Below are 18,255 nucleotides of genomic sequence, written 5' to 3'. Positions count from 1 at the left end.
AGCCGCTTTTATATTTCTCAGTGTTCGAGAAGATAGACGTTTTTATCGTACAAGGCGCCCTGACGGGTAAAATCGATCCCCTTTACGTAGGGTTTAATGAGCGTGGCGTTGGCCTCGTAGTACACCGGTGCCACCGGCGTATCGGCGGCCAGCACCGCCTCGGCCTGCTGGAAGTATTGCTGCACCTGCTGCGGCGTCTGCGCCGCCGTTGCCTGATGCAGAATGCGGTCGTAGTCCGGGTTATGGTATTTAGGGCTGTTCTCGCTGCTGTCGGAACGGAACACGTTCAGGAAGGTGGATGGATCGTTGTAATCCGCCAGCCAGCGGGTAAAGGCCACACCGTACTGCCCGCGGTTGATATTATCCAGCGCCACTTTACGCTCCTGGCTTTGCAAGGTGGCCTCTACCCCAAGGTTCTTTTTCCACATGGCGGCGGCGGCGATGACGATCTTCTTGATGGTGGCGTCGTTGCTGTACAGCACGGTAAAGCGCAGCGGATGCTCGGCGTTGAAACCGGCCTGCGCCAGCAGTTGCCTCGCCTGGGCGTGCCGCTGTTCCGGCGTCCAGCCGGCCGCAGCGCCGGGCTGCAGGCTATAGCCGCCCGCCCCCGTTGGGGTAAAGGTCCAGGCCGGCTGTTGGCCATATCCCAGCACCTTGCCGGCGATAATATCTTTGTCCAACGCCAGATTCAGCGCCTGGCGCACCCGCAGGTCGTTAAACGGCGCCTGGCGGTTGTTGAAGGCGAAATAACTGGTGGAGAGCAGCGGATAGGTCACCAGCTGTTGCTCGCCGAGCGTTTTTTTCAGCTGCTGATACAGCTCCGGCGGCGTGGTATACCCCAACTCAACCTCGCCGGCGCGAAAACGAGCCACTTCCGGGAAGCCCTGTATCGGCAAGAACGTCACCTTGTTGAGCACGGTGTTGGCGTTGTCCCAATACTGCGGGTTACGTTCCACCACCACCTTTTCGTTCACCACCCACTGGCTGAGGCGGAATGCGCCGTTGCCGACAAAATGCGCCGGTTGAGTCCAGTTCTTGCCGTACTGCTCCACCACCTTGCGGTTAACCGGCAAAACCGGAAAATGCACCAGCTGCTTGAGCAGGTAGGAATTGGGCTCCGACAGCGTCACCTGCAGGGTGTGCGCGTCCAGCGCCTTGACGCCCAGCTCGCTCGGCGGTTTGCTGCCGGCGTTGATCGCCGCGGCATTCAGCACGTAGGCCGAAGCCAGATAGCTGCCGTACGGCGACGCGGTTTTCGGATCGGTGAGGCGCCGCCAGCTGTAGACAAAATCGTCGGCGGTCACCGGATCGCCGTTCGACCATTTGGCCTGCGGCCGCAAATGGAAGGTCCAGACGTTGCCCTGATGCTCCCATTTCTGCGCCAGCGCCGGGACCGCTTCGCCGTCTTTCCCGACGCGCAGCAGGCCTTCGAACAGATCGTTAAAGATGTAGAACTCCACATTGCTCTCAGCCAGGTTTGGATCCAGCGTCGCCGGCTCATACCCGTTGGCGCGTACCAATTCCTGTACCGGCGCCAGTTTAGCGCCCGCCGGTACGTCGGCCGCCTGAGCGATCGCCGCATTAAAAGTCAGGAGGATTAAACCAGCCAATTTCTTGCCATTAAATGAATATTTCACGTCGATATCCCTGTTAAGTGTTTTATCGCGTTCAATATGCAATGTGGCAGTGGAATAAATTAAATCATTAATCGCTATGAGTCATAACCAAAAGCGGTGTTGAATTTCTTTCATTATCAAAGGAATATCCCTCACCGCGCTTTTCGCCTTCAAACACAATGTGCACTGCCGTCCTCTACTTGATGTTCACGGTCGTGATACCAAACAGCGGCAGGCCTTTAACCGGCTCTGGGCCGGGTTCTCCCCACACCATTAAGAATTTACCGCTCGCCTGCGCCTGGATCGCCAGATTCACCAGCAATTTCGGATAGGGTTCATTAGCCGCTACCGACATCGGAAACACATTTTCGTATAATCCTCCATCGATCGCCATTTCCACATGCACGCAATCATTAGCTACATCGATGACCACGATAGGATTGGTATAAAACGGTCCATTAGACATAGGCACCTCTCTCACGATTTTTTACTGAATATGGCTCGTCATTCGCGTTGACAGTTCGTGTTATTAATACCTGAACGAAACGATGAAGAACGATATGAAAAGACTGGGGAAAAAGAACGCCAATCGATAACAAGACGTCAACATTGTAACTGCTTAATTGCCATTACAGCGTTGACAAGGAACTGATGTAAGTCAAATGTAAACCCACACTTAACCGTCACCCCCATGAATACATGGACAATATTTAAAAAAGAATACACAAAAAACAATTCAATAAAAATCAACAGGATGAAATATAACAGTCAATTAACCCATATTAATTAATTGGTTGCAGAAAAAGATTAACAGCAAAATAATGGACAGGAGAAATCAGTAGCACTTCAATTTAAAAATAACATTAAAAACCTCACTTGATATCTCCATGGCACCTAACTACCTTTAAATGGCTTCGAGATATACATGAAGCTACTGCCGGTTATAAAATCAATAACTGGCGAATGATTGAATCAAAAATAATTACCGAAAGAGCAAACCGGAAATATAAACGCTTGCCGTGAGGATAAGATGCAACGGTCTGCTTGCCATACCGTTTTCTTTCGAGGGCAATGACTATTTCCATTCAGATGCAATTACCTGTCTGGTGGCTAACCGGATTCAGCGTGATATGCACTTCAGACTGACTCAGCAAAAATCACAGGAGTTTACCTATGCCTTCATTGCAAGATATTACGCCTGAACAGGCTAACGCATTGAATAAACAATCACGTGACGCCTATAGCGCGGAAGTGCAGAGCCGACAGACGCTGCTCAACCAACATCCGCAATTGAAACCGGCGTTCAACCAGCAAGTGCATCCGCAATCCTTGTGTGGATGCGGGTGCCAACAAAATATCTGCGGCTACTTCAGCTTCCAGGGCTGTGGATGCGGGTGTGGCTGCGCGCCACATGCGGAGACCGTACAAATTTCCGCACAGCTCGCCAATATTGGTCCCAATGCCCCATCAAGCGGTACATCGGTGCGTTTTATCGGCCAGGCCACCGGCACCGGCTCAGGCGGTAACATCAACATCCCGACGATCTATTTACAAGGCACCGTGCCCGATGCCGAAAATCTGATCGGCGTTCCGTTAACCCTGCAATTGGCCATCAACCCCGGTTCGATCGTCCTGACGCTGCTGGAGAATGGCCGGGTGCTGGCCTCTTTGGTTCATCCGCCACAGTACGCAGGCAGCATCAACGGGCAATTCTTTGGCGTCGGCAACGGTGAGTTCGTGCCGGCGTGACAAGAAGCAAACCTGACGGGCGGCCGCCTGCGATGGCAGGTTGGCCGCTCACTGTGAGATAACACGTACCAATTCTATTCGGGCAATCAATACAGATTATTCCAGCCGAAACTTAACTTATCCTTAGGGCAATTCACTTTGTGAGCGATCGTCAAAAATAATTTAATACGAATCGTTTTCACTATCATTATTGATGTTCTTGGCTAAAATCGGGCTGCTTGCGCTTGCCAGGCGATATTCGTTTTCCTCATTCGAACGCTAAAAAGGATAACTGCATGAAGCTGCGTATTTCATCTCTCGGCCCCGTCGCCCTGCTCGCCTCCTCGATGATGCTGGCCTTCGGCGCTCAGGCGGCCTCCGCCGATCAGGGCATCGTCATTTACAACGCCCAACATGAAAACCTGGTGAAATCCTGGGTCGACGGGTTTACCAAAGATACCGGCATCAAGGTCACGCTGCGCAACGGCGGCGACAGCGAGCTGGGCAATCAGCTGGTGCAGGAAGGCAGCGCTTCGCCTGCCGACGTCTTCCTGACGGAAAACTCCCCGGCGATGGTGTTGGTGGATAACGCCAAGCTGTTCGCCCCGCTGGACGCCGCGACGCTGGCCCAGGTGGAACCGCAGTATCGCCCAAGCCACGGCCGCTGGACCGGCATCGCCGCTCGCTCTACCGTGTTCGTCTACAATCCGGCCAAACTGACCGAAGCGCAGCTGCCGAAGTCGCTGCTGGATCTGGCCAAGCCGGAATGGAAAGGCCGCTGGGCCGCCTCGCCGTCGGGCGCCGATTTCCAGGCGATCGTCAGCGCGCTGCTGGCGCTGAAAGGCGAGAAAGCGACGCTGGAATGGCTGAAAGCGATGAAAACCAACTTCACCGCCTATAAGGGCAACAGCACGGTAATGAAAGCGGTCAATGCCGGCCAGGTCGACAGCGGCGTGATCTATCACTACTACCCGTTCGTGGATGGCGCTAAAACCGGCGAAAACAGCAACAACATCAAGCTGTACTACTTCAAACATCAGGATCCGGGCGCGTTCGTCAGCATCTCCGGCGGCGGCGTGCTGGCTTCCAGCAAGCACCAGCAGCAGGCGCAGGCGTTCATCAAGTGGATCACCGGCAAACAGGGCCAGGAGATCCTGCGCACCAACAACGCCTTCGAATACGCCGTCGGCGTCGGCGCGGCCTCCAACCCGAAACTGGTGCCGCTGAAAGATCTGGACGCACCGAAGGTAGACGCCGCGCAGCTGAACAGTAAAAAAGTGGTCGAACTGATGACCGAGGCGGGCCTGCTGTAAGGCCCGCGGCAAACCGAGAGTTTTTGATCGTTATGTCAAACCTGAGTACCCACGCCGCGCAGACCGCGCGGCGTTATTCTGTTGTCCCCAGTCACCCGCGGCCGGGGGCGATCGTGGTGGCCAGCGCCGTGCTGCTCTCGCTGCTGGCGCTGTTGCCGCTGGGATTCGTTATCGGCGTAGCGTTTGAAACCGGCTGGCAAACGGTCAACGCTCTGGTTTTCCGCCCGCGCGTGGCGGAACTGCTGTTGAACACCCTGCTGTTGGTGGTGCTGACGCTGCCGATCTGCGCCGTGCTGGGCGTAGCCCTGGCCTGGTTGACCGAACGCACCACGCTGCCGGGCCGCCGTCTCTGGGCGGTAATGGCCACCGCGCCGCTGGCGGTGCCGGCCTTTGTGCAAAGCTATGCCTGGATCAGCCTGGTGCCGTCGATGCACGGCCTGGGCGCCGGGGTCTTCATCTCGGTGCTCGCCTATTTCCCGTTCATTTACCTGCCGGCCGCCGCCGTGCTGCGCCGTCTGGATCCCGGTATCGAAGATGTCGCCACCTCGCTCGGTTCCCGGCCACCGGCGGTGTTTTTCCGCGTGGTGCTGCCGCAGCTGAAGCTGGCGGTCTGGGGCGGTTCCCTGCTGATCGCATTGCACCTGCTGGCGGAGTATGGCCTGTACGCCATGATCCGTTTCGATACCTTCACCACCGCGATCTTCGATCAGTTCCAGTCGACCTTCAATGGCCCGGCGGCCAACATGCTGGCCGGCGTATTGGTGCTGTGCTGCCTCGGGTTACTGCTGCTTGAGGCTCTCAGCCGCGGCCGCGCGCGCTATGCCCGCGTCGGTTCCGGCAGCGCCCGCAGCCAAACGCCGCGTCGCCTTTCGCTGCCGCTCGCCGCGCTGGCGCTGCTGCTGCCGATTTCGCTGACCGCGCTGGCGCTGGGCGTGCCTTTCATTACCCTGGCCCGCTGGCTGTGGCTGGGGGGGTTCGAGGTGTGGCGCAACGCGGAACTGTGGCCCGCGCTGTGGCAAACGCTGTCGCTGTCCGCCGCCGGCGCGCTGCTGATCACGCTGTGCGCCATTCCGATGGCCTGGCTGTCGGTGCGCTATCCGGCCCGGCTGTACCGCGTGCTGGAAGGCTGTAACTACGTGACCAGTTCGCTGCCCGGCATCGTGGTAGCGCTGGCGCTGGTGACCATCACCATTCACAGCTTCCGGCCGATTTACCAAACCGAAATCACCCTGCTGCTGGCGTATTTGCTGATGTTTATGCCGCGGGCGCTGATCAACCTGCGCGCCGGCATCGCACAGGCGCCGGTGGAATTGGAAAACGTGGCGCACAGCCTGGGCAAATCACCGGCGCAGGCGCTGTGGAGCACCACCTTGCGGCTGGCGGCGCCGGGTGCCGCAGCGGGCGCGGCGCTGGTGTTCCTGGCGATCGCCAATGAGCTGACCGCCACGCTGTTGCTGGCGCCGAACGGCACCCGCACGTTGGCCACCGGATTTTGGGCGTTGACCAGCGAGATAGACTACGTCGCCGCCGCGCCTTATGCGCTGATTATGGTGGCGCTGTCATTGCCGCTCACCTGGCTTCTTTATTCTCAATCTAAACGCACGGCGGGACTATGAGCACGCTCGAACTGCACGGTATCGAAAAATCTTATAACGCCATCAGGGTGCTGGAACACATCGACCTGCAGGTTGCCGCCGGCAGCCGCACGGCGATCGTCGGCCCTTCCGGCTCCGGCAAAACCACCCTGCTGCGCATCATCGCCGGCTTTGAAATTCCCGACGGCGGCCAGATCCTGCTGCAGGGGCAAGCCATGGGCAACGGCGGCGGTTGGGTGCCGGCGCATCTGCGCGGCATCGGCTTCGTCCCGCAGGATGGCGCGCTGTTCCCGCACTTTACCGTCGCCGGCAACATCGGTTTTGGCCTTACAGGCAGCAAGCGTGAGAAACAGCGGCGCATCGAGGCGCTGATGGAGATGGTGGCACTGGATCGCCGTCTGGCCGCGCTGTGGCCGCACGAGCTGTCAGGCGGGCAGCAACAGCGGGTGGCGCTGGCGCGCGCCCTGTCGCAGCAACCCCGGCTGATGCTGCTGGACGAACCGTTCTCGGCGCTGGATACCGGCCTGCGCGCCGCCACCCGCAAAGCGGTCGCCGAACTGCTGACGGAGGCCAAGGTGGCGTCAATTCTGGTCACCCATGATCAGAGCGAGGCGCTATCGTTCGCCGATCAGGTGGCGGTGATGCGCAATGGCCGGCTGGCGCAGGTGGGCGCGCCGCAAGATCTCTATCTGCGGCCGGTCGATGAGCCGACCGCCAGCTTCCTTGGCGAAACGCTGGTGTTGACCGCCGAACTGGCGCACGGCTGGGCCGACTGCGCATTGGGGCGTATCGCCGTCGACGATCGGCAACGCAGCGGCCCGGCGCGCATTATGCTGCGCCCGGAGCAGATTCAAATTGGTTTGTCCGATCCGGCGCAGCGCGGCCAGGCGGTGATCACCGGCATCGATTTCGCCGGCTTCGTCTCTACGCTCAACCTGAAAATGGCCGCCGGCGGCGCGCAAATCGAGATCAAAACCGTCAGCCGCGAAGGCCTGCAGCCCGGTTCTCAGGTCAATCTCAACGTGATGGGCCAGGCGCATATTTTCGCCGGTTGACTCACTTTATGCCGGGCTTCCGCCCGGCCTCCTCAACGGCAAATCCTGTCGTGGCGCGGCTTTTTCGGCGCCAGCAGATAATCCACCACGCTTTCGTCAACGCAGCTGTCGATGCCGTTCAGCGCCAGCGTATGCCCGTCGCGTTCGCGGGTAATCAGCGGGCTTTTAAAGGCGGCGGCCATCACCTGCGCGTTGCGGTACGGCGTGGTCGGATCGTAGCGCTGCGCGACGAACAGCAGCGGCGGCAACGCGGCGGACGCTACCGGCGTGTGCGGCCGATCTTTGCCGCGGTACGGCCACAGATCGCACATTTCCAGCGGATATTCGTGCAGCGGTAGATAGTGGGCATACAAAGCGGCGGTATTGATCTCCTGCCGCTGACGGCGCAACAGCTGCGGATCGGCCGTCGGGTTGGCGACGTCGGCGCAGGTGATGACGTTCAGGGCGTCATCGGCATCCGGCGAATAGCTTTCGTCGATCAGATCGGAAACCTGCTGCCCGGCAATGCCGGCATCGAGTTGGCGCAGCACGGTCGCCAACTCGTGCCAGCGCTCCGGCCACAGCAGCAGCGAACGCGTGACCGTCAGCACGTCGTCGGCGGAGATTTCATAGCCCGCCGCGGTAACGAACGGCTGCTCATGCAGCTTGCGCAGCAAAGCGTGATAGCGCTGCAGCGCCTGATTGGCGCCGCCGCCCAGCTGGCAGCTGTCGGTTTTGCCGCAGTAGGCAGCGAAGCGCAGGAAGCTTTGCTGAAAGCCTCGCTCCTGATTCATGCGCTGGGTGAAATCGTCCTCTGCCAGATCCACCACCCCGTCGAGCACCAGCGCGCGCGTCTTCTTCGGAAAACGTTCGGCATACAGCGCCGCCACCTTGGTGCCGTAAGAGTACGCCACCGCCGTCAGCCCCGGTTCGCCCAGCGCGTGGCGGATCGCGTTCAGATCGTTGACCGCTTCGTCGGTGCCGATATGTTGCAGCACGTCCGCGCCGGTCTGTTTGATGCAGGCGGCAATCAGGGTGCGCGTCTGGTTCTCCGCACCGGCCACGTCGTTGTCGTCCGGCGTTGGGGTTTCGTCGCCTTCAGCCAGCTGACAAGAAATTTTCGGCGTCGATTGGCCGACGCCGCGCGGATCGTAACCGATGATGTCGTAGGATTTACGCAGCCTGGTGACGTGGGCGTCGTTGCCCAAATAAGGATTGATACCCGGCAGGCCCGGCCCGCCGCTGATCATCACCACGCTGCCCTTTTTCGGCCCGGTGGCGGGCAGCAGGGTCAGCGCCAAACGCACGGTCTGTTCGCCCGCCTGCGCCGCATGAGCGGGCGGCGTGGCGTAGGCTAACGGCACCTCGAGGTAACCGCAGCGCAGCCCCGCCGGCGGCACCTCATCGAACCACCGTTGAAAACCGCTGTTGAGACAAGATTGCCAACGAATGCCGTTCTCGGCCGTCGCGCCGTGGAGCGCAGGCTTGGCCTGGGCGGGCAACGCGGCGGCGGTTGCGGCGAGCAACGCCAGAATACGCAGTACTGACATGGGGAGTCCTTTCAACTCAACGAATCGGTCAAAGGTTAACGATACCCGGTTAAACCGCTAGCCAATAGAACACAAAAAGCCGCGCGGGTGAAGCCGTCACCGCGCACCCGGCAAGACGTTTCTCTGCTCGGATTGCTCTTATAACGCACAGAATGCTGCAAAAATTACCGTTCACCTGCTAGGCTTAGGGTTCGTTAACCCACAAGGAACAGGAGAGCAGCATGTTTGGTAAAGCGGAAGACAAAACCAATGAAGCCGCAGGCGCGGTAGAAGAAGCGTTCGGCAAAGCCGTCGATTCGCCTGAGCATCAGGTGCGCGGCGCGGCGCGCAAATACGCCTCCCAGGCCAGCTATGCCGCCCGAGACGCAGCGGACAGCGTAAGAACCCAGGTGGAAGCCAACCCGCTGGCCGGCGTGGCCGTTGCGGCAGCGGTCGGCATCGTTTTCGGCTTCTTGCTGGGACGCAAATAAGCGGCGAAGGCGCCGTTCGACAATAGGCCCGTTACGGGCCTTTTTTTCACCCTTTTCTCCCCTGCGCGCAAACTTTCATCTATCACAGCCATCGCTTATAAAAACCAACGCCTTCAACTACGATTAGTTTGTGACCAGAGCGAGGCTCTGCGATCCGGCAGATAACCCTATGAGGATTATCACCATTATCCATGCTGTTTAAGCCGCTCTCCTTCACGCGGCTAAGAAAGGTTGATTATGGCTCGCACCACCCCTATCGAACGTTACCGCAATATCGGCATCTCCGCGCATATCGATGCCGGCAAGACCACCACCACCGAGCGGATTCTGTTTTACACCGGGGTCAGCCACAAGCTGGGTGAAGTGCATGACGGCGCAGCGACCATGGACTGGATGGCGCAGGAACAGGAGCGCGGCATCACCATCACCTCGGCGGCCACCACCTGCTTTTGGAACGGCATGCAGCATAATTATCCGCAGCACCGCATCAATATCATCGACACCCCCGGGCACGTCGATTTCACCATTGAGGTGGAACGCTCGATGCGCGTGCTGGACGGCGCCGTGATGGTCTATGACTCGGTGGGCGGCGTGCAGCCGCAGTCGGAAACCGTTTGGCGCCAGGCCAACAAATACAAGGTGCCGCGGCTGGCGTTCGTCAACAAGATGGACCGCATCGGCGCGGACTTTTTCCGCGTGCGCAAAATGATGATCGAGCGCCTGAAAGCCAACCCGGTGCCGATCGTCATTCCGATCGGCGCCGAAGACCACTTCAGCGGCGTGGTGGATCTGGTGCGGATGAAGGCCATCCTGTGGGACGAAGCCTCGCAGGGCATGAACTTCAGCTTCGAAGAGATCCCGGCCGAGCTGCGCGATTCGGCGCAGGAGTGGCGCGAAAACATGATTGAGGCCGCCGCCGAAGCCTCGGAAGAGCTGATGGAGAAATACCTCAACCAGGTGCCGCTGAGCGAAGAGGAGATCGTTCACGGGCTGCGGGTGCGCACCGTCGCCGGCGAAATCCAGCCGATGCTGTGCGGCTCGGCGTTCCGCAACAAAGGGGTGCAGCGCATGCTGGATGCGGTGATCGAGCTGATGCCCTCGCCGCTCGACGTGCCGCCGATGGAGGGCCACGGCGAACACGATGAAATCATCACCCGCAAAGCCGACGACAACGAAAAATTCTCGGCGCTGGCATTCAAGCTGATGACCGACCCGTTCGTCGGCCAGCTGACCTTCGTGCGCGTCTACTCCGGGGTGCTGGCCAAGGGCAGCAGCGTTTACAATCCGATCAAGGGCAAAAAGGAGCGCATCGGCCGTATCGTGCAGATGCACGCCAACGATCGTAAGGACATCGACGAGCTGCACGCCGGCGACATCGCCGCCTGCGTCGGCCTGAAGGACGTCACCACCGGCGATACGCTGTGCGACCCCGGCGCCATCATCACGCTGGAACGCATGACCTTCCCCGAGCCGGTGATCGCCCAGGCGATCGAGCCGAAGACCAAGGGCGACCAGGAGAAAATGGGCATCGCGCTGCAGCGCCTCTCTTCGGAAGATCCGTCGTTCCGTGTGCGCACCGATGAAGAATCCGGCCAAACCATCATCTACGGCATGGGCGAGCTGCACCTGGAGATCATCGTCGATCGCATGCGCCGCGAGTTCGGGGTGGAGACCACCACCGGCAAGCCGCAGGTGTCGTACCGCGAAACCATCCGCAAGCGGGTGGCCGACGTGGAAGGCAAGTTCGTGCGCCAGTCCGGCGGTAAAGGGCAATACGGCCACGTGGTGCTGACCGTCGAACCGAACGAACCCGGCAAAGGCTTCGAGTTCTTCGATGAGATCAAGGGCGGCGTCATTCCGGGCGAGTTTATCCCGGCGGTGAAAAAAGGCGTGCTCGAGGCGCTGAACAACGGCGTGCTGGCCGGTTATCAGGTGGTGGACGTCAAGGTACACCTGACCTTCGGTTCTTACCATGACGTCGACTCGTCGGAACAGGCGTTCCGCATGGCGGCGATTTTCGGCTTCAAGGAAGCCTGCCGCCTGGCGGATCCGGTGATCCTTGAGCCGATCATGTCGGTGGAGGTGGAAACGCCGGAAGATTACGCCGGCAACGTGATGGGCGACCTCTCCTCACGCCGCGGTCTGGTGCAGGGCATGGAAGAGATACCGGGCGGCGGCGGCAAGGAAATTCGTGCCAAGGTGCCGCTGTCCGAGATGTTCGGCTACTCGACGACCCTGCGTTCGATGTCGCAGGGCCGCGCCACCTACACCATGGAATTCAGCCACTACGCCGAAGCGCCGCGCAACGTGGCCGAAGAGATCATTCACCACAGCAAGCGTTAACCCTCGCGCCCGCCTTCGCGGCGGGCGTCACCCCGGCTTGTCCTCCAGCGCCACCACCACCGGCTGCGGCTTGATGCGCATGGCGTACACCACGCCGGCGATCAGGCAGACGATGCCGGCCAGCGTCAGCAGCGGCGGCCAGGCCTGGCGCAGCAGAAAGGTATAGGCCAACCCTGCCAGAATTTCGAACACGATGAGCGGCCCCACCAACACCGTCGGCAGGCGCTGGCTGGCTTCGTTCCAGCATAGCGCCCCCAGCCAGGAACAGAACACGCCGATGACCAGCATCAGCGGGATAAACACCTCGGGGCGCGGGCCGAACGGCAAGGCGAACGCCGGTTCGCTCAGCGCCAATTGGCCGCAGACCGCCAGATAGCCCAGCAGCGCCAGCGGCAGCGTCACCAGCCCTTGCGCCGTGGCCCAGGTAGCCGGCCGCTGCGTCGGGTTCTCCCGCAGCCAGCGCGAGTTGCGCAGCGGGAACCAGGTCCAGCACGCCACCGCCAACACGGCCAGCCCCAGGCCGCTGAGATAACGCCAGCCGTCGATCGGCAGCGCGTTGCCGCGCAGCTCGGCGACGTTCACGCACGCTAACCCGCAGACGATCAGCAACAGTGCCGGCGCCAGCTTGCCCCAGGCCAGCCGCCCGTCGTGCCGGCCGTAAAACAGATTGGCGCAGAGGGCGATCACCACCGGCAAAGTGCCGATGATCATGGTCGATACCGGTGCGCCGGTACGCTGAATGGCGCTGGCCAGGCACAGGTAGTACAGCAGGTTACCGATGGCCGTCAGCTTGAGCGCCTCCAGCCAATCCTGGCGCCGCAGCTTGCGCAGGCGGCGGCGATCGAGCCAGGCGAGCGGCAAGGTGATCAGCCCAAAGGCCAGATAGCGCCCGGTGGACTGCAGCGCAGCGGGATAATCCGGTACCAGCAGCGGGCCGACGAAGATCAATCCCCACATCAGCCCGGCGGCCAGTGCAAACACAACGCCAATGAACATAACGACTCCGACAAACGGCCGGTGCGGCCAACCCGCCCGACAAGACAGCGGCAGAGTAGCGAAAACACGGGGAGGAATTATTGTAGCAGGTTGCTGTTTTAGCCCAATTTCACCTGTTTCTGGAAACGCACAGGCGTGACGCCGTAACGGTTGGCGAAGGCGCGCGTCAGGTGCGCCTGATCGGTCAACCCCGCCGCCGCCGCCACCTGTGCGGCGGGCATATCGCGCTCCAGCATGCGTTTGGCCTGCGACAGCCGGATCGCCATCAGCATCTGCTGCGGCGAGACGTGGTATTCGGCCTTGAACTTGCGCAGGAAATGGTATGGGCTGAGCGACACCAGCTCGGCCAGCTGATTGAGGGTCACCGCCTCGGCGAAGTTGTCGTGCAGGTAGCATTTCACCACCTCAAAACGGTGCACCGCCTCGGCTTTTTCCCGCTGCCCGGTGCGGATGTGCGGGTGCAACAGCTCGACCGCCTCCAACAGCAGGCCGTCGAGCGTGAGCGAATCGTCGGTTTGCCACAGCGTGGCGAGAATGGCGGACAGGCGCTGCGCCGCCCGCGGATCGTGGCGCACCGCATCGGTGAACCACTGGCTCCGATCGCCGGACAGCTGCTCCAGCGCCTCGGGCGCCAGATAGAGCATGCGGTAACACCAGCCGCCCGGCGTTTCGGCTTCGCCGGTATGCAGCTCGTCGGGGTTCATCAGCACCAGCGCACCCGGCGCCGCCAGATGCTGCGCGCCGCGATAGCGGAAACGCTCCGCCCCGGTGTCTACGGTGCCGATAGCGAAGGCATCGTGGGTATGCGGCTCGAAGGCATAGCGTTCGATATGCGCCTGATAAAGTTCGACGCCCGGCAGATGCGACAAATGCCGGAACTGCGCGCAATCCTTCTCGAACGGAAACTGTTGTGGTACCCCTTGCACCCGACCTCCTCGTCCGTGCTGACAATCTGCTCAGCATAGCCAAAACATCGCCGGTTGAGTAGCCGCCCTGGCGCTTTCGTGCCCTTCGCCTGGACGATCGCCGCCATTCGGCGTAGGGTTAAGGTCCCTGTCCCTTTCAGGGGAGCCGCATCGCGAAGCTCATCGGCCCCTGACACTCCGCAAACAAGAGGCAACAATGTATCCGGATACTCAACTGTATATCGATGGACAATGGCGCAACGCGCTGGCCGGGAAAACCTTGCCGGTCACCAACCCCGCCACCGACGAAGTAATCGGTCAGGTGGCGCACGCCGCCACAGAGGATCTCGATCTGGCGCTGGCCGCCACCGAGCGCGGATTTAACGTCTGGCGCGACACCGCTGCGCACCAGCGCGCCAACCTGATGCGCAAAGCGGCGGCGCTGCTGCGCGAACGCGCCAACGCCATCGCCGCCGTCATGACGCAGGAACAGGGCAAACCGGTGGCGCAGGCCAAAGTCGAAATTCTTAACGCCGCCGACGTCATCGACTGGTTCGCCGGCGAAGCCACCCGCACCTACGGGCAGATCATTCCGTCCCGCGCCCGCGACGTGCAGCAGCAAACCCTCAAGCTGCCGGTCGGCCCGGTGGCCGCCTTCACGCCGTGGAACTTCCCGATCAACCAGATCGTGCGCAAGCTGTCCGCCGCGCTGGCGGCGGGGTGTTCCATCATCGTTAAAGGCCCGGAAGAAACGCCGGCCTCGCCGGCTGAGCTGATCAAAGCCTTCGCCGACGCCGGGATCCCGGCCGGGGTGATCGCGCTGGTGTACGGCACCCCGGCGGAAATCTCGGAATACCTGATCCCGCATCCGACCATTCGCAAGATCTCCTTCACCGGCTCTACCCGCGTGGGCAAGCATCTGGCGGCGCTGGCCGGCCAGCATATGAAAAAGGCCACCATGGAGCTGGGCGGCCACGCGCCGGTGTTGATCTTCGACGACGCCGATCTCGACGCGGCGGCCAAAGAGCTGGCGCAGTCCAAGTTCCGCAACGCCGGCCAGGTCTGTATCGCTCCGACCCGCTTCCTGATCCAGCAAGGCGTTTATGAAGCCTTCGTGGAGAAATTCACCGCCGCCGTGCGTGAGCTCAAGCTCGGCAACGGGCTGGAAGACGGCGTGACCATGGGGCCGATGGTGCTGGGCCGCAGCGTCGACAATATCGAGGCGCTGGTGCAGGATGCCGTCGCCCACGGGGCAAAAGCCTGCACCGGCGGCAAGCGCGTGGCGGGCAAAGGCAACTTCTTCGAGCCGACGGTGCTGCGCGACGTGCCGTTGAGCGCCCGCGCCATGTCGGAAGAGCCGTTTGGCCCGGTCGCCCTGCTGCGCTCGTTTGCCACCTATGACGAGGCGATCGCCGAAGCCAACCGCCTGCCGTACGGGCTGGCCGCCTACGCTTACAGCCGCAACATCGCCACCGTCAATGCGCTGGGGCGCGACGTGGAGAGCGGCATGCTGAGCATCAACCACATCGGTTTCGGCCTGCCGGAAACGCCGTTTGGCGGCGTGAAAGACTCCGGTCACGGCACCGAAGGCGGCAGCGAAGCGATCGAGTCCTACCTGGAAACCCGCTTCGTCACCGTCGCCGGCCGTTAATCGCACACCGGATGAATGGCCAAAAGCCCCGCACAGCGGGGCTTTTTTTTACTCGCGAGCCAGTTCGAACAGCCGCCGCGCCGCCGGGGTCAGCCCCAGCATGTGAATGCAGGCATGCACCATGCCCGGCAACCGTTCGCAGCGCACCGGCACGCCCGCCTCGCGCAGCCGCTGCGCATACTGCTCGGCCTCATCGCGCAGCGGATCATATTCGCAGCTCAGAATGGTGGCCGGCGGTAACCCGCGCAGCGTGGCGGCGTGCAGCGGTTCGGCGCCGGGATCGCGCCGCTGGGCCAGATACTGCTGCCAACAAAATACCATCGCGTCGCGCGTCAGAAAGTGCCCCTCGGCAAACTCACGATAGCTCGTCGTCGCCATCTCGCGGCTGAGCGCCGGGTACAGCAGCAGCTGGCGCTCGATGTGCGGGCCGCCGCGATCTCGCGCCAACAGCGCGACCGCAGCCGCCAGGTTGCCCCCGGCGCTGTCGCCGCCCACCGCCAGGCGCTGCGCGTCGATCCCCAACTGCGGCGCCTGTTGCGCCGCCCAGCAGAGCGCCTGATAGACATCTTCCAGCGGCTGTGGAAACGGGTATTCCGGCGCCAGACGATAGTCGACCGACAGGATCACCCGGCCGGTGGCGTTGGCCAGCGCCTGACAGGGCCGATCGTACAGCGCCAGCGAACCGAGGCACCAGCCGCCGCCGTGGGCGAACAGCATTGCCGGCTGCGCGGCGGCGCGGTTTTCCCCCGCCGGGAGATAGGCGCGCAGCGCGATCTTGTGTCCATCGGCGGCGACCACCGTAAAGTCCCTGACGCCGCCGCTCGGTTCCGCCTCGCCCTGCAGCCGGCGTAAACCGGTTTCCGTGGCCGCGCGCATTTCCGCCAGCGACGCGGGGGGCGGCGCATCGGCCGACGCTGTCAAAAAGGCGGCGATGCGTTCATCGAGCGGCATGAGGCTCTCCTGTCAGGAACGGCGTAATCAGTGCGATAAACGCCTCGTGACACTCCTCAGTAATGAAATGCCCGCAGCCGGCGACCGTTTCGCCCCGCAGATCGTGCGCATTGCCCCGCAGCGTCGTTAGCGGCGCGTCGCCGGTGGCATGCTCGGCCCCCACCGTCAACACCGGCATCGTCAGGGGCGTGGCGGCGCGCAGGCGGTTCTGCCGCACGGTCTCCGGGATCGCCCGGTAATAGTCGAATCCGGCACGCAGGCCGCCCGGCGCTGAGTAAGCAGCGATATACACCTGCGCCGCCACCCGATCGCGCCGATAGGACCAGCGATTGAAGATATAGCCAAGATATTCCCGCTCACGACCCTGGGTCAGGGTCTCCGGCAAATCCGCCAGCTGGTTGAACATGAAATGCCACAGGAAGATGTTCTCCTCCGGTGCGACGAAAATCGGCGGCGGCGGCGCCAACCCGGGGATCACCGCTTCCGTCAGCACCAGACGTTCCACCGCCTGCGGGAAATCGCTCGCCATGGCGTAACCGATCCACATGCCGATGTCGTGGCCAACCAGTTGGTAACGTTCATGGCCCAGCTGCGCCATCATCGCGTGCAACGTCGCACCAACGCTGCCGGTGTCGTAGCCGCCAGCGGGCCTGTCAGAATCGCCGATGCCCGGCGGATCGACGGCGATCGCCTGAAAACCGGCCGCCGCCAGCGCTTGCATCACATGGCGCCAGGTGTACCAGGTTTGCGGCCAGCCGGGGATCAGCAGCACCGGCCGCCCTTCACCGGCCACCACGCAGTGAAGGCGCCGGCCGTTGACCTGGAGATAGACGTGTTCCGCCGCGAGATCCGCCAACGGGACCTCGTTCTGTCGGTATTGCATGGGGTAACTCCCTGAAGGATTAGGCTCAGCGAATGCCGAGCAAGGCATTGATCTGCTGTGGGTTGACCGGCGCGCCGGCGAAGTCGTCGAACACTTTGTCGGTGACGTGGATAATGCGATCGCGAATGAAAGCTGCGCCTTCGCGTGCGCCATCCTGCGGGTTTTTCAGGCAACATTCCCACTCCAGCGCCGCCCAGCCCGAATAACCGTACTGCGTCAGGCGTGAAAAGATGCCGTTGAAATCGACCTGGCCGTCGCCCAGCGAGCGGAAGCGACCGGCGCGATCGATCCAGGATTGATAGCCGCCGTAAATACCCTGCCGACCGGTCGGATTGAACTCGGCGTCCTTGACGTGGAACATGCCGATAACCTCTTTATAGATATCGATAAACTCCAGATAGTTGAGCTGCTGCAGCACCATATGGCTCGGATCGAACAGCACCCGGCAGCGCGGATGATGGCCGACGCGCTCATGAAACATTTCGAATGTCACGCCGTCGTGCAGATCCTCGCTCGGGTGAATTTCGTAACACAGGTTGATCCCCTGCTCGTCGCAGGCGTTAAGCACCGGCAGCCAGCGCCTGGCGAGCTCGTCGAACGCGGTATCGATCAGTCCTTCCGGGCGCTGTGGGAACGGGAACAGATAGGGCCAGGCCAGCGAACCGGAAAAGGTGCCCAGTTCGCTGAGCCCGAGCCGCGCCGACGCCTTCACCGCCAACAGCATTTGCTGCCGCGCCCACTCGCCGCGCGCCTGCGGATTGCCCTGCAGCGCCGGCGGCGCGAAGCTGTCAAACAGCGCATCGTAAGCCGGGTGTACCGCCATCAGCTGGCCGAAGATATGGCTGGTCAATTCGCTGACCACCAACCCCTGTTCCGCCAACATGCCGGTCAAATCATCGCAGTAGGTTTGGCTTTCCGCAGCGGTGGCCACGTCGAATAAACGCCGATCCCAGGCCGGGATCTGCAGCGCGCTAAAACCAGTCTGTGCCGCCCACTCGGCGATGGCCGGCAGGCTATTGAACGGCGCTGTCTCATCGCTGAACTGCGCGAGATGCAGGCTTGGACCTTTGAGGGTTTTCATCGTAAACTCCTATTAGTTGTCGATTGACAAACAATAGGAGCAAAGCGCGATGACCGCAAGCGAAATTTATAAAGACATTGGTATTCCCGCCGATTTAAGCGATCCTATGTCGCTGAATGGCCGGTAAATTGGAGCAGCG

15 protein-coding genes are annotated in these 18,255 nt (G+C 61.5%); 7 read left to right on the top strand and 8 right to left on the bottom strand.

What is annotated here, in order from left to right; all coding sequences use genetic code 11:
- Positions 1-17: 17 nt before the first annotated feature.
- On the bottom strand, positions 18-1,637 hold the full coding sequence (locus ACUTSC_RS02250; protein ID WP_197767277.1) for an ABC transporter substrate-binding protein: 1,620 nt from the start codon (positions 1,635-1,637) through the stop codon (positions 18-20).
- Between the two features lie 175 nt (positions 1,638-1,812).
- Positions 1,813-2,082, bottom strand: a complete 270-nt coding sequence (locus ACUTSC_RS02245) for a hypothetical protein (protein ID WP_197767278.1) — start codon at positions 2,080-2,082, stop codon at positions 1,813-1,815.
- A gap of 707 nt (positions 2,083-2,789) precedes the next feature.
- Between ACUTSC_RS02245 and ACUTSC_RS02240 the strand changes: the two genes are divergently transcribed.
- From ACUTSC_RS02240 to ACUTSC_RS02225, 4 genes are all read left to right on the top strand, one after another.
- A complete protein-coding gene (locus ACUTSC_RS02240; protein ID WP_197767279.1) occupies positions 2,790-3,365 on the top strand; it encodes a hypothetical protein in 576 nt (191 codons plus the stop codon).
- Positions 3,366-3,640: 275 nt separating this feature from the next.
- Positions 3,641-4,657 carry an iron ABC transporter substrate-binding protein gene (locus ACUTSC_RS02235; protein WP_060418774.1) on the top strand — a complete coding sequence of 339 codons (1,017 nt, stop codon included), beginning with the start codon at positions 3,641-3,643 and terminating at the stop codon, positions 4,655-4,657.
- A gap of 32 nt (positions 4,658-4,689) precedes the next feature.
- Positions 4,690-6,273, top strand: coding sequence for an ABC transporter permease subunit (locus tag ACUTSC_RS02230; protein WP_197767280.1), 1,584 nt, complete (start codon positions 4,690-4,692; stop codon positions 6,271-6,273).
- Positions 6,270-7,307, top strand: a complete 1,038-nt coding sequence (locus tag ACUTSC_RS02225; RefSeq protein WP_197767281.1) for an ATP-binding cassette domain-containing protein — start codon at positions 6,270-6,272, stop codon at positions 7,305-7,307. The genes ACUTSC_RS02230 and ACUTSC_RS02225 overlap by 4 nt, the downstream gene beginning before the upstream one ends.
- 32 nt (positions 7,308-7,339) lie before the next feature.
- On the opposite strand, the gene ACUTSC_RS02220 is transcribed toward ACUTSC_RS02225, so the two are convergent.
- Positions 7,340-8,836 carry an alpha/beta fold hydrolase gene (locus tag ACUTSC_RS02220; RefSeq protein WP_197767282.1) on the bottom strand — a complete coding sequence of 499 codons (1,497 nt, stop codon included), beginning with the start codon at positions 8,834-8,836 and terminating at the stop codon, positions 7,340-7,342.
- Positions 8,837-9,057: 221 nt separating this feature from the next.
- On the opposite strand from ACUTSC_RS02220, the gene ACUTSC_RS02215 reads away from it, so the two are divergent.
- A complete protein-coding gene (locus ACUTSC_RS02215; RefSeq protein WP_107226246.1) occupies positions 9,058-9,306 on the top strand; it encodes a glycine zipper domain-containing protein in 249 nt (82 codons plus the stop codon).
- A 237-nt stretch (positions 9,307-9,543) separates the two neighbouring features.
- Positions 9,544-11,649 (top strand): elongation factor G, encoded by a 2,106-nt coding sequence (fusA, locus tag ACUTSC_RS02210; RefSeq protein WP_015377944.1) that lies wholly within the window; start codon positions 9,544-9,546, stop codon positions 11,647-11,649.
- 27 nt (positions 11,650-11,676) lie between these two features.
- Here fusA and ACUTSC_RS02205 read toward each other — a convergent pair whose 3' ends face one another.
- Together ACUTSC_RS02205 and ACUTSC_RS02200 are read right to left on the bottom strand one after the other, a co-directional pair.
- Complete coding sequence (locus ACUTSC_RS02205; protein ID WP_149559273.1) at positions 11,677-12,645, bottom strand: DMT family transporter; 969 nt, start codon at positions 12,643-12,645, stop codon at positions 11,677-11,679.
- A 98-nt stretch (positions 12,646-12,743) separates the two neighbouring features.
- Positions 12,744-13,571, bottom strand: a complete 828-nt coding sequence (locus tag ACUTSC_RS02200; RefSeq protein WP_197767283.1) for an AraC family ligand binding domain-containing protein — start codon at positions 13,569-13,571, stop codon at positions 12,744-12,746.
- Between the two features lie 196 nt (positions 13,572-13,767).
- Here ACUTSC_RS02200 and ACUTSC_RS02195 point away from each other — a divergent pair, with 196 nt between their 5' ends.
- Complete coding sequence (locus ACUTSC_RS02195; protein ID WP_197767284.1) at positions 13,768-15,201, top strand: NAD-dependent succinate-semialdehyde dehydrogenase; 1,434 nt, start codon at positions 13,768-13,770, stop codon at positions 15,199-15,201.
- Positions 15,202-15,249: 48 nt separating this feature from the next.
- Here ACUTSC_RS02195 and ACUTSC_RS02190 read toward each other — a convergent pair whose 3' ends face one another.
- Genes ACUTSC_RS02190 through ACUTSC_RS02180 form a run of 3 tightly spaced genes read right to left on the bottom strand, consistent with a single transcriptional unit; the run spans position 15,250 to position 18,116 of the window.
- Complete coding sequence (locus ACUTSC_RS02190) at positions 15,250-16,152, bottom strand: alpha/beta hydrolase fold domain-containing protein (RefSeq protein ID WP_197767285.1); 903 nt, start codon at positions 16,150-16,152, stop codon at positions 15,250-15,252.
- Positions 16,139-17,035, bottom strand: a complete 897-nt coding sequence (locus ACUTSC_RS02185) for an alpha/beta fold hydrolase (RefSeq protein ID WP_060418785.1) — start codon at positions 17,033-17,035, stop codon at positions 16,139-16,141. Before ACUTSC_RS02185 ends, ACUTSC_RS02190 begins: the two co-directional genes overlap by 14 nt.
- Before the next feature lie 25 nt (positions 17,036-17,060).
- A complete protein-coding gene (locus tag ACUTSC_RS02180) occupies positions 17,061-18,116 on the bottom strand; it encodes a sugar phosphate isomerase/epimerase family protein (RefSeq protein WP_159318060.1) in 1,056 nt (351 codons plus the stop codon).
- Positions 18,117-18,255: the final 139 nt, after the last annotated feature.

The organism is Serratia sp. TSA_105.2 (genome assembly GCF_052692115.1).
This window is presented reverse-complemented; position numbering and strand designations above follow the sequence as displayed.